We start from the raw sequence: 12,200 nt of genomic DNA, 5'->3' as shown, positions 1-12,200 counted from the left end.
AGAGATGCCTCTGCTCAGCTGAAGGGCGGAAGAATTCGGCTGAATGAGTGTTGGCGGTTGCAGGAGCTGATATGGACTGGTTCTTGGCTAACTGAATAGCTGATTATTCAGCGTAAGGTATCGCTGGTAGGATCGCCTCTAATCTTTCCCCAAGAAGCCGCCAGGCCTCAGTTTTTTCCTTTGCATAGTCGTAATGTAAATAATGCCGACGCACTTTGGATCCTCCGAGTAAGTGGTTCTGGCAGCGATCAATGATCTCCAGTGTTACCCCCAGCTCTTGCATCATGGTCGCGCCAGTTCGGCGCAAGTCATGTGGAGTCCATTCACCTTTGGCACCATTGCTCAGTATTAACGAGTCGTCATGATGGCGACCCGCTAGGGGCTTGCTGCGGTCCTTGAAGCGACACTGCCGGTCTCCGATGAGCTTGCTGACCGTCTTGGTGTCGACGTGGTTTTTGCCATCCTTGCTGGGGAAGCAGAACGGTGTATCGCTAGTTTCTTTGTGCAGCCGCTTGAACTGCTCAAGCGCAAAAGCTGAGAGAAAGACGTGGTGATCCTGGCGTTTACCCTTATGCCCCTTGGTCGCTTCGGCCGGGATGAACCAAGTGCCTTTCTCCAGATCCACGTGGCGCCATTCCGATTTGAGCAGTTCGCCGATGCGGCAGAGGGTGCTTAGGCAGATCCATACGGCGCATTGCACGCGCAGATTAACTGGACGGATGCCGGAGTATTTTTGGCCGGCGGGTAAGGCCTCGTAATCACGCTCCAGGCGCTCGAAGATGTCACGCAGCTCGCGAATCTCATCCGGCGAAAGCAGTCGGTCGCGCTGTTCTTCGTAGTCGTGATCCAGCAGCTTGCTCACGTCGATCAGGTCGGCAGGATTGCCGTCCGCCATCAGGGTGCGCCACGGCTTACGTTTTTCTCCCCAACGCAGCATCTGGCCGATGTCCTTGCTGCGGATCACGACGGTACGGTTCAGGCCGCGCGCTTTGACTGAGCGTAGGACGGTGAGTAAATCTTTCTCTGTCAGGCTGCGAAGCGGCTTCTTGCCAATGAGGGGGAGTACGTCTTTTTTGAAGCTGCGGATCAGTTCAGCATTGCCATCCTGCCGAGAGACGCCGTCGCGTATCCATTCGTCAAACAGATCTGCCACTGTTTTGTTTTCCGCAGCTTCACGCTCAGCCTCAGCAATAGTGGCGGCAACCGCAGCTTGTGCCTCGATCCGCGCTGCTTTGGCGGCAAGAGTAGGGTGCAAGCCTTTCGTAACAAGGGTCCGGGCTTCGTCTCGCTCAGATCGGATTTGCACCAAGCTTTTCTTCGGCCAGCTGCCCAGCCGCTTTCGGGTTCTGGAGCCATCCAGTTTGAATTCATAGCTGAACTGAACCGTGACTCCGCGCACGCCAGCTCGCACCTCGGCAACCAGTCCACCATCCTCTCGGAAGACCTTTCCGTGATCTTCAGCCGTGAAGGCCTCTAGTTGTTTTATCGTCAGCTTGGCCACTCTCTACCCTTCGTAAAATTCTTCACGCCTGAATTTTGTGCCACTTTTGTGCCACCGAAACGCTTGGCTGGTGGTGGACGATAGTGGACGCTATGGGAAGGTAAAATAGCCTGAAAGCCCCGTAATTTCTAGGTTTTGCGTTGTTTATGGATGTCTATGATGATCTATGGAAATCCATCAATTAAGCGCATGGGGTGCAAGGGGTAGAGTGTTCGAATCACTCCGTCCCGACCAAAAACTCAAACGGGATCAGCGGCTTGGTGCTCTGGTCCCGTTTTCGTTTCTGGCTTTGCGCAAGGCTAGCGCAAAACACGCTGGCGCCCCCTGCCTTATTTCCAGCTGTCATCCAGCTGAGGCTGCCTGTTTTGGGTTCTGCTCGCACATGCGGCAAATGGCAGTCGCAGGGTGACGAGCATCATTTAAAGAAGTTGCTGGGTGTCGTTCCGAACTGCTTCTTGAACATGGTGGTGAAGGCGCTGGGGCTTTCGTAGCCGAGTGCTCCGGCAATATCGATGATCTTCTCTCCTACCGCGATGCGCTCCAGGGCCAGAAGCAGGCGGGCCTGCTGGCGCCATTGGCCGAAGGTCATTCCCGTGCCCTTCTGAAACAGCCGCTGGATGGTCTTTTCGTCGAGACCCAGTCGAGCGCTCCAATCCGACAGGGTCGATCCGTCTCCGGGATCACGCTGGAGCGTCGCGCATATGATCTGGATTCGCTCATCGCTAGGGTGGGGGAGATGCAGGGGCAGGCTCGGCAGGACTTTGAGTTCATCCAGGATTAACCCCATCACTCGTGATGCACGCGAGTCCGGCTCGTAGGGTTCGGCTATGGCAATGGAGGCCTGTATCAGCTCCCTCAGCAGGGGAGAGATTCTGAGGGCCCTGGACTCGGTCGGCATGTCCAGGGAACCATCCGGTCGCACGAATACGCTGCGCATCTTCACGGGACCAACGCAACGAATGGAGTGGATTTGTCCGCTCGGCATCCAGATGCCGCGGCTGGGTGGTACGGTCCACTGGTTCATGGCGGAGTGCACCACCATCACTCCCTGAATCGCATGGATGAGTTGGTGCTTTTTGTGGGAATGGGGCTCGATCGTGCAGCCCGCCGGGTAATCGGTGGCACTGCTGATGACCATCAGCGCCGCTTCGTCGATTTCGATCAGTAACTTATCCAGGGACCTTAGCATGGTACCTTTTTTGCGATAGTTGATTCCCGGTCTTCGCGAGACAGTCGGTTTTTCGGCCTCTAGGATAGCTCCGAATACGAAAGCTGGCAGCGCAACTGGTGCCGGCGCCATATGTTCGCTGGTCTACCGGAAACCCGATATGTCCGTCAGTTCGACCGCTTCACCCCTGGTTGCCACTTCGGCATCAAGCCACGTCAGCCCGTTGGCCATGCGTGTGATCGGCGCCTGTGCCCTAGCTCATCTGATCAACGACTTGATCCAGGCGGTGTTGCCGTCGATTTACCCGGTGCTCAAGGCCAGCTATGGGTTGACCTTCACGCAGGTCGGCCTGATCACCCTGACGTTTCAGCTTACGGCCTCGCTGCTCCAGCCCTGGGTTGGTTATCACACCGATCGCCATCCGAAGCCATGGCTGCTGCCTGTGGGGTCGGTCTGCACCTTGGTAGGCATTCTCCTGCTGGCCTCCGTTGGCACCTTTCCGACGATTCTCATGGCTTCGGCATTGGTGGGCGTTGGCTCGTCAACCTTCCATCCGGAGGCGTCACGTATCGCGCGACTGGCCTCGGGTGGTCGCTACGGTCTGGCGCAGTCGACCTTTCAGGTTGGCGGTAACGCCGGCAGTGCTTTCGGTCCGCTGTTGGCGGCGGCGATCATCATTCCCTACGGCCAGGGCCATGTGGCCTGGTTCGGACTGTTCGCGACATTCGCTATCGCGGTGCTCTATGGGTTGAGCCGTTGGTATCGCAACCATCTGAACCTTTTCCGTCTCAAGGTGGGCAGTGTCGCTACCCACGGGCTCTCCAGGCGACGGGTGATGCTGGCCCTGGTGGTCCTGGCGGTACTGGTGTTCTCCAAGTACTTCTACATGGCCAGCCTTACCAGCTACTTCACCTTTTACCTGATCGAGAAGTTCGGTCTGTCGGTGGCCAACTCCCAGCTCTACCTGTTTCTGTTTCTCGGTGCCGTTGCCGCTGGTACCTTCTTCGGCGGTCCGATAGGAGACAGGATTGGGCGCAAGAAGGTGATCTGGTTTTCCATTCTCGGAGCCGCGCCTTTCACGCTGGCGCTGCCCTACGTGGGACTGTTCTGGACCGGCGTGCTGAGCATGGTCTTGCGGCCGCCGTGGAGCTGTTCGTCCAGGCCTATGCGGGCTTCGGGTGAAAGCGGCTGTGCTCCCTCGGAGGGAGGCCAGCAGCTCTGCTGCCTATAACCAGGTAGAGAGGGACAGCGAGCCGAACTGATCGTGTCCGTCCTGCCCATGGAATTCCCGGCTGCGCCATACGTTGGCGAACGATAGCTGCCAGCGATCCCACAGCAGGGCTATCCCGAGTTGGGCGTCACCTACCCATTCCTCGCGGTCCACTGAATGGCTGTCACGGAACGTGTTGCCGTCCAGGAGCATGTTGTGGGCCATGTAGCGGCCCTCGACGTTGGCGTAGACAAACCAGCCGAAACCACCCTCTGCCTTGAAGAATTGCACACCGCTGCTGGATGGCGTCACGGAGGCGTAGCTTGGGCTGCGCGACAGACCCTGGCCCAGGCGCACGCCGGCTCCTGTCGAAAGGTAGGTGTACAGGTTGCCCAAGGCACCGCCTGCGCTTGGGCCGTATTCCATTTCCAGGCCGCCAAGCTGGCTCTGGAACCACCAGCGTTTCTCATAGCCCAGGTTCACGAACGGCTCGTTTTCCAACTGGTGATCCCAGCCCTCGGGAGCGTCGCTGCCCGTAACCTTGTGCACGGCACGCTGGAGTCGCTCTCCACCTGCCCCTTGCCCTACGAGGCCAATATCCAGGGTGAGCGCGCGGGTTTCCCGTCGGCTGGCCAATTGCTCCGCCGAGAACAGTGTGATGCCACCGAAGAGCATGCCTGCATAAGGCCGGTCTTCGGATTGCAACGCGTCCCGCTCGATTTCCTCCGGTGTATACATCTGGTGGCCGAACCGGTAGGCCGCGTATGTCAGATCACCCGCACTCCATCCTGGCACTGCTCCTGCCAGACCGCGTGTCCAGTGATCGGGCGCCGGCTCGAAAGCCCGGAAAGCCTCGATGCCGTTCGTGTAATGGCCATCGGAGCCGCCTGGAAACACATCGTTCTCGATCTTCAGCGTCAGGACGTCGGCATGCGAGATGCCGGCGGCGAGGAGTGCGGAAACGAACATTGCGTTGACGATTCTGGTTTTCATGCGAGCTCCGATCTTGTTATTGGCTTTCCTGTGGGGGCACCTACCGCATCGACGCTGTATCGCCAAGGGGGCTGCGTCGGTTCAACCGGCCCGGACGGCCGTCCAGTTCGACATCCGAAGCTGCATCCGCTTCCGTGCCATTCCCACCACCTTTCAACATGACGACATCTGGCGAGCCAAACGGTTCGCAGGGCGTGAATAGGCGCCAGTACCCAGAATGCGCTCGGAAGCGCCGTGAGCGAATCCGAAGAGGAGTGCTCCTCTGGGAGAGCTTCCGAAGTTGTCAATGAGATATGCGTTCGTTATAGCGGCTGATAGGTACTTAAATCTGGTTTTTCTTTACACCAGTCTCGTCTGGGAGTGGAGTGCCTGGTTATTTGCGACAGATGCGCTCTGCAATTCCGTTTCTTTAGAGTTCTTTTGTTTTGCCTAATAAATTCATTGTGGCGACAGATGGTCTTGTCGAGTAATGGAATTTTAACCAGACTTGAAGTGGGTTGAGCGGCGTTAATCATCGAGGTTATTTGTCATAGGGCGGTTTAATGGGGAACTGCTCTGCGACTTTTCGACGGTTTACAACCAGTCGGTCGGGCCGCCCGCCTGCTTGTCGGACGCGTGCAGCGTGTGTCCGGTGGTTTGTGCGTGCGGCAGCGGCATATCGGTCTTCTCGACGAACCTCCAGTAGTGGTCTGTTTCTTGCGATAAGTTGGCTTCAGCAGTTGCCAAGTGGTCTTCTCCGGATATGCGCCTGAAAAAGAATGGCTGATGGATGGGCGGGATGCGTTAGTTCTGTATGGTCCATGACGCCGTTATAAGTAATTAACTTACAGGGCGCAGAAGATGAAAACTATTCGAAACACATTGGTTGTGATGGATGTAAAGCAGCCGGAATCAATGATACTGAATAAGGCAAAGTTGATTGCCAGCTTTACTCAATCGCATCTGCACTTGCTGGTGTGCAACAAGAAGAACGATGAATCTGTTCATCTACAGGCGGTGGTGAACAGCCTGCGTCAAGAGGGATTTAGTGTCAGCGCTGAGCAAGCATGGGAGCACTGCGAGTATCGGACCATCATTGCCGTGCAGCAGATGCAAGGCTGTGGATTGGTAATCAAGCAGCACCGTCCCGATAATCCACTGCTCAAGACCTTCCTGCCATCCGAGGACTGGAAGCTGCTGCGCTTCTGTCCCTGCCCGGTGCTGATCGTCAAATCTTCGACGCCTTGGAGCGGGGGCGCCATCCTCGCGGCGATCGATGCCGGTAACTGCGACGTCAGCCACCGAGTACTGCATACCGGTATCGTTGGTCATGGCCACGATATCGCGCGCATGGTCGGAGGTACTCTGCATCTGATATCCGCACATCCCTGCGCGCAGCAGTTGGCGGCGGATCCGGTCTATCAGATCAAGGAAAGCATCCACTCCCTGTATCTGGAGCACTGCAAGGCGCTGCAGGCCGAGTTCAAGATCGAGGATGCCCAGTTGCATATCGAGGAAGGGCCCGCGGATTCGCTGATCCCGGAGATCGCCCGGCAACTCGAGGTCGCCCTCTGTGTGATCGGCAGTGTGGCGCGCCGCGGGCTGAGCGCTGCGCTGATCGGCAACACTGCGGAGACCGTGCTCGATAGCCTGGACTGTGATGTGCTGGTGCTCAAGCCCGACGACATCATTACCCACCTGGAGGAGCTGGCGGCTCCGCCGACGAATGCCGTGCTCGACCAGGCGATACACTCATGGCCTTACAGTCACAGCCCGGAGCCGGATATCTGGAGCGCTCCCCAGGCAGCGATACCGGCGCAGCAAGGGTATGGCGAGGCGCTGTCGCCGGGTGTGGCGGCGCAGCCTGCCGGGCTCAAGATACGCTGAGTGGGGTGTCGATTCACGGTCTGCCATTCATGAAAGCCCATGGAGGGGCTGACAAGCACGTAGCGAGACGAACGCTGTGTAGAACTCAGTCTCGTGCGTACCGCTCGCTGATCGGTTTCATTGGAAGTCCCTGCTGCGCACGTCCAGGCCGGTCAAGAGGGGCGTGAGATCGGTCAGTCGCCCGGCGATCACGTGGCGTACGCCATCTGCCGCCTCCAGATGACCGTCGATGCGCAGCATCTGTGATTGCACGAGTACGCGGCGCTGGCGCTCCGCGAGATCGTGCCAGACCACCACGTTGACCAGGCCGAACTCGTCTTCGAGGGTGACGAAGATCACCCCACTGGCGGTCTGTGGGCGCTGACGACCAATGACCAGGCCGGCAATGCTGACCGGGCGACCGTGCGCGATCCCAACCAGTTCGCGCGAATTGCGGCAACGCTGGGCCTTGAGCTGGCCGCGTAGCAGTTCCAGTGGATGAGGGCCCAAGGTAGTACCGAGCGTGGCGTAGTCGGCGAGCAGGTCCTCGCCGACCGAGGGTAGGGGGAGATCCACCGGCGCCTCCTGGGGAGCGGCCAGTCCCGCGAACAGGGGCAACTGTGGTTCGATGCCGGCCACCGCCCAGCGCGCCTGGTACCGATGCCCGGTGAGACCGTGCAAGGCCCCGGCGTCCGCCAGTCGTTCGCGGGCGCGGGCATCCAGGCTGGCGCGTCGGCAAAGATCCTCGATGTCGGCGAATGGACCTTGCTGGCTCGCTTCCTCGATGCGCCGCCCGTCCACCTCGTGCAAGCCACGAATCATCCGGAGCCCAAGGCGGATTGCCGGTTGTACGGTGCCGGTCGGTTCCAGACCACAATCCCAGTCGCTGTAGCGGACGTCCACCGGGCGCACTTCAATGCCGTGGCGGCGGGCGTCCTGCAGGACCTGGTCGGGGCTGTAGAAACCCATCGGCCAACTGTTGACCAGCGCGCAGGCATAGGCTGCCGGCTCGTGGCATTTCAGCCAGCAACTGGCATAGGTGAGCAGGGCGAAGCTAGCGGCGTGGGATTCGGGAAAACCATAGCTGCCGAAGCCTTCGATCTGCCTGAAGATGCGGCTGGTGAATTCCTCCGTGTAGCCCTTGGCGAGCATGCGCGACGTCAGTCGCTGGCGGTGTGGCTCCAGGCCTCCGTGGCGCTTCCAGGCGGCCATGCTGCGGCGTAGCTCATCGGCTTCGCCCGGGGTGTAGTCGGCGGCGACGATAGCCAACTCCATCACCTGTTCCTGGAACAGCGGAACGCCGAGGGTGCGCTCGAACACTGGCTTCAATTCCTCGGAGGGATATTCGACCGGCTCTTCCTTATTTCTCCGGCGCAGGTAGGGATGGACCATATCGCCCTGGATCGGCCCCGGGCGGACGATGGCCACCTGGATCACCAGATCGTAGAAAGTCCTCGGCCGCAGGCGCGGCAACATGGCCATCTGTGCCCGTGATTCGATCTGGAATACGCCGATGGTATCGGCGCGGCTGATCATCTCGTAGGTCGCCGTGTCACCCGGCGGTAGCGTGGCCAGCGTCCACTGGGCTCCTCGATAGCGCTCGATCAGCGCGAAACAGCGACGCAAGGCGCTGAGCATGCCGAGGGCCAGCACGTCGACCTTGAGCAGGCCGACCAAGTCGAGGTCATCCTTGTCCCACTGGATCACCGTACGCCCGGCCATGGTTGCGTTCTCCACCGGTACCAGGGTTTCCAGCGGATGTTCGGAGATCACGAAGCCACCAGGGTGTTGTGACAGGTGGCGGGGAAAGCCGATCAGCTCGCCGGTCAGGGCCAGCACCCGGCGCAGCAGGGGGGTATCCGCATCGAAGCCGGCCTCGACCAGGCGCTCGGCGGATGGCACTTGGTTGCTCCAGCGTCCGCAACAGTCGGCCAGGGAATTCACTTGGTCTGGTGGAAGACCGAGAGCCTTGGCCACATCGCGCACCGCACCGGCCGCATGGTAGGTGCTGACCACGGCGGTGAGCGCGGCTCTCCCGCGGCCGTAGCGGTGAAACACATACTGGATGACTTCCTCGCGGCGCTCATGCTCGAAGTCGACGTCGATGTCCGGCGGCTCGTTGCGCTCGCGTGACAGGAACCGTTCGAACAGCAGGCGGCTGTCCGAACGCATGGGGTCAAGTTCGGTAATGCCCAAGGTGAAACACACCGTGGAATTGGCTGCAGAGCCTCGGCCCTGGCAGAGAATGGCCTGTCCGCGCGCCCAGTGGACGATGTCGTAGACAGTAAGGAAATAGCTCTCGTAGCGTAGCTCGGCGATCAGTGCCAGCTCGTGCTCGATCTGCGCCCAGGCTTTCTCTGGCACGCCTTTGGGCCAGCGCCACTGGGCGCCCCGTTCGACCAGCTCGCGTAGCCACGAAGTGGCATTGTGGCCAGCGGGTACCACCTCGTGGGGATACTGATAGTCCAACTGACTGAGGTCGAAGCTGCATCGCCTGGCAATGCGAAGGGTTTCGGCGAGCAGCTCCGAGGGGTGCAGTTCGACCAATTCCTCGCGGCGGCGCAGATGGCGTTCGCCATTGGGAAACAGATAGGCACCGGCTTCGGTGATCGGTAGGTGATGACGGATGGCGGTCATGCAGTCCTGCAAGGCGCGGCGGCCGCGGGCATGCATATGCACGTCACCACAGGCCACCGCCGGCAGGCGATGGTCCTCCGCCAGCTCGAGCAATTGGCGCAGCCTTGCCGTGTCGTCCGCGCCTCGGTGCAGTCCGATACCGAGCCATAATCGCTCCGGGAAGCGTCCGCGCAGCCAGGGAACGTGTCGGATGTCGCCCTCCGGCAACCAGATCGCCAACAGGCCGTCCAGCGGCTCGTCGAAGTCTTCACGCAACAGGCGATAGCAACCTTTCTCGGCGCGCCGTCGGGCCTGGGTGATCAGCCGGCAGAGGGCTTGGTAGCCGGCGAGGTTTTCCACCAGTAGGACCAGCTTGGGGCCGTCCACGATGCGCACCTCGCTGCCGACGATCAGGGGGAGGCCGGTGCCTTTCGAGGCCTGCCAGGCGCGAACGATGCCGGCCAGGGTGCATTCATCGGTAATCGCCAGGGCGTGGTAACCGAGGCGAGCAGCGCGCTCGAACAGCTCACGGGCACTGGAGGCGCCACGCTGGAAGCTGAAGTTGGACAGGCAATGCAGCTCGGCGTAATCGCTCATGCGAACCAGCCGTGCAGCAGCAACGGTCCTCCGTCTCCAACCTTACGGAAAGCCCAGCCGCGTTGCCCCGCGCGAGTCTCCACGACGTAATAGTCTCGCCGGACGTCGCCTCCGTCCCACCAGCCGGACTCGATCCGTTCCGGCCCGGCGAGGATACGTAAAGAGGACTCGCGCAGGGAGAGCGGCTCTGCCAGCAGCCAGCCGGGACGCGGGCCGCAGGGAGGCAGCGACAGTTCTGTCGGTTGTTCAACCCAGGCGTGTTCAGGCCTGTGATCGGCGCGAGCGCCAAGGCTCTGGACGGCATTGTCACCCAGGCGGGTACGCAGACGTTCGCGTAACTGTTCCCAGGACAGGGATTGCTGTGGGCGTTCGTCGAACAACTGTCGGTGTTCCGGAGTGAAGGCGGGTAGTTCCAGAGCTTCCAGCCGTATCGCTAGCACCGGTGCCGGCAGTTGCAGATACTCCAGGCGCCCACGGGGCAGTTCGAAGAGCATGGCTGCCTCGCGCTCGGCGCTGAGCAAACCAACTGGCATGCGGCTGGCAGTCTGGTTCCGATGTTCCAGGTAGAGGGTAAAATGCTGCACACCGCAGTCGCGTCCGGCCAGGTAGGCCGCGAGGTCGGCGGTCAGGCGCCGCAGCGGGAACAGCAATGCCTGGTGCGACTCGACCTCGAAGTTCAGTTCTATCCGTGCATCGAACACATCCGGTGGCCGGTAGAAATCCAACGCCAGGGGGCGGTTGCCGAGCAGAGTGTCGAGGTGGGCCAGCACGTCGGCAGAAAAGCGTCTGGCGAGACTGTCACGGGGTAGGGCAAGGAGCTGTGACAGGCTGTGCAGTCCCATGCGCGTGAGGGCTGCCGCCACTTCGCGGGGCAAACCGAGGCGCTCTACCGGCAACCGGCCGAGCGTCTCATGCAGCAGGGCGCTGTCGGGTATAGTCAGGCCGTCATAGGCGTTGGCCAGCACCCGGGCAGCCGCCGGAGTGGGAGCGGCAGTGATGCGATGGCGAAAGCCCAGCCCGGTCAACTCCGCCCGCAGGCGTGCCTCGAAGTGTGGCCAGGGCCCGAACAGGCGAAGACTGGATTGCACTTCCAGCAGCAGGCAGCGTGGATAGTGCAGGCTGACCTGGGCGCTGAAAGCGTAGGCCCAGGCGGCGAGGAATCGTTGCCAGCGTTCGATTGCCGCCACGTCATAGTCGGCGGTGGCGAAAGTGCGGGTCAGCGCCTGGGCGGCCGTCAGCGACTGGCCTGGTCTCAGGCCCAGTGCCCGCGCGGCCGGATTGACCGCTTGCAGCACACGGCGCTGGGGCGACCCGCCGAGCAGCGCCAGTGGTGCATCGGCATCGGAGCGGTGACGTAGCACTCCGTCCATGGCCAGTTGCGGCAAAAGGATGCAGGCCCAGAGCATATCCGCCTCACTGCCAGCCGGCGGCCGGGATTGTCCGTGCCGGGGCCAAGCCGCCGCGGCATTTGAGCACGCGTATTTGTGCCGGCCGGGTCTCGAGTGCCAGGCGTAGGGCTGCAGGCGAGGGATTTATCGCCTCCTCCAGAGGGCGATAGGCGAAGGCCAGGGTTTGTCCGCTCTCGGCGGCAACCTGTAGACGGCGCAGGGCTCGGTCATCGGCTTGCTGCGGCCAGCACAGCACCGCGCCACAACTACCCGAGCGCAGGCATTGCTCGGCAGCCCACAGCGCGTCGCGCTCCTGCGCATGGACGATCACCAACTGCCGTAGGTCAACCCCAGCGGCCAACCAAGCCTGAGGGTAGGGCAGATGTGGCGGTCCGACCAGCACCACGCGTTCGCCGGCGGCGGTCAGTCGTGCCAGGGTAGGCCACAGCAGGCGAAGCTCACCGATACCGGCGGCCGCGACAAGAATCTCGCTCAGTGCCGAGTCTGGCCATCCACCGCCGGGCAAGGTCGCATCCAGCCCAGCATGCCCGGTCGATTGGGCTGCGGATGGGGAAAAGCTGACCTGACCGCGCCATACGCGGCGTGCATCGAGCAGGCTATTGAGGGCTAGCACGGATGACATGCTTAGGAATAACTCAATTATATGTATATTTATACAGTATCTGATTTGACTGATACTTCGGTCAAGTCAGGCCGATGAACGCCCTGTCCGAATAGCGAAGTAAAGAAGCTGGGCACACATCGAAATAGGTATTGACGGCTATTCGAATGGCTCTATAATGCGCGCCACTTCCGGCGCAGCCTGAATGAAAAACTCCTTGATAATCAAAGGGTTGAGTAAGAGAGAGGGGTTGTGTCGGC

Annotated in this window: 7 protein-coding genes and 2 pseudogenes; 2 read left to right on the top strand and 7 right to left on the bottom strand. The window is 60.8% G+C overall.

From position 1 onward, the window contains the following. Positions 1–103 precede the first annotated feature (103 nt). Together PIN01S_RS25330 and PIN01S_RS25325 are read right to left on the bottom strand one after the other, a co-directional pair. Positions 104–1,501, bottom strand: coding sequence for a tyrosine-type recombinase/integrase (locus PIN01S_RS25330; protein WP_084339692.1), 1,398 nt, complete (start codon positions 1,499–1,501; stop codon positions 104–106). A 415-nt stretch (positions 1,502–1,916) separates the two neighbouring features. Next, positions 1,917–2,690 carry an AraC family transcriptional regulator gene (locus PIN01S_RS25325; protein ID WP_084339691.1) on the bottom strand — a complete coding sequence of 258 codons (774 nt, stop codon included), beginning with the start codon at positions 2,688–2,690 and terminating at the stop codon, positions 1,917–1,919. A gap of 139 nt (positions 2,691–2,829) precedes the next feature. Between PIN01S_RS25325 and PIN01S_RS25320 the strand changes: the two are divergent. Beyond that, a pseudogene (locus PIN01S_RS25320) lies at positions 2,830–3,804 on the top strand (MFS transporter); the annotation flags it as partial. Positions 3,805–3,894: 90 nt separating this feature from the next. Here the strand turns inward: PIN01S_RS25320 and PIN01S_RS25315 are convergent. Then, entirely contained in the window at positions 3,895–4,872 is a 978-nt protein-coding gene (locus tag PIN01S_RS25315; RefSeq protein ID WP_084339689.1) for a lipid A deacylase LpxR family protein, read from the bottom strand. A gap of 573 nt (positions 4,873–5,445) precedes the next feature. Beyond that, on the bottom strand, positions 5,446–5,598 hold the full coding sequence (locus PIN01S_RS26865; RefSeq protein WP_169715886.1) for a hypothetical protein: 153 nt from the start codon (positions 5,596–5,598) through the stop codon (positions 5,446–5,448). 114 nt (positions 5,599–5,712) lie between these two features. Between PIN01S_RS26865 and PIN01S_RS25310 the strand changes: the two are divergent. Then, positions 5,713–6,567: pseudogene (locus PIN01S_RS25310) on the top strand (universal stress protein); the annotation flags it as partial. Positions 6,568–6,855: 288 nt separating this feature from the next. On the opposite strand, the gene PIN01S_RS25305 reads toward PIN01S_RS25310, so the two are convergent. From PIN01S_RS25305 to imuA, 3 genes are read right to left on the bottom strand one after another with little or no spacing between them, the layout of a single operon-like run. After that, complete coding sequence (locus PIN01S_RS25305) at positions 6,856–9,930, bottom strand: error-prone DNA polymerase (protein ID WP_084339687.1); 3,075 nt, start codon at positions 9,928–9,930, stop codon at positions 6,856–6,858. Further along, entirely contained in the window at positions 9,927–11,336 is a 1,410-nt protein-coding gene (locus PIN01S_RS25300) for a Y-family DNA polymerase (protein ID WP_084339686.1), read from the bottom strand. The genes PIN01S_RS25305 and PIN01S_RS25300 overlap by 4 nt, the downstream gene beginning before the upstream one ends. A 7-nt stretch (positions 11,337–11,343) precedes the next feature. After that, complete coding sequence (gene imuA, locus PIN01S_RS25295) at positions 11,344–11,961, bottom strand: translesion DNA synthesis-associated protein ImuA (RefSeq protein WP_084339685.1); 618 nt, start codon at positions 11,959–11,961, stop codon at positions 11,344–11,346. Positions 11,962–12,200 lie beyond the last annotated feature (239 nt).

Source organism: Pseudomonas indica NBRC 103045 (assembly GCF_002091635.1).
Taxonomy (GTDB): Bacteria; Pseudomonadota; Gammaproteobacteria; order Pseudomonadales; family Pseudomonadaceae; genus Pseudomonas_M; species Pseudomonas_M indica.
Note: the sequence above shows the minus strand (reverse complement) of the source record. Positions and strands in the feature narration are given on the sequence as shown.

Excerpts from the sequence above, each read along its gene's own strand:
- PIN01S_RS25325 (WP_084339691.1), bottom strand. The coding sequence starts at position 2,690 with ATGCTAAGGTCCCTGGATAAGTTACTGATCGAAATCGACGAAGCGGCG.
- PIN01S_RS25315 (WP_084339689.1), bottom strand. The coding sequence starts at position 4,872 with ATGAAAACCAGAATCGTCAACGCAATGTTCGTTTCCGCACTCCTCGCC.
- PIN01S_RS25305 (WP_084339687.1), bottom strand. The coding sequence starts at position 9,930 with ATGAGCGATTACGCCGAGCTGCATTGCCTGTCCAACTTCAGCTTCCAG.
- PIN01S_RS25300 (WP_084339686.1), bottom strand. The coding sequence starts at position 11,336 with ATGCTCTGGGCCTGCATCCTTTTGCCGCAACTGGCCATGGACGGAGTG.
- imuA (WP_084339685.1), bottom strand. The coding sequence starts at position 11,961 with ATGTCATCCGTGCTAGCCCTCAATAGCCTGCTCGATGCACGCCGCGTA.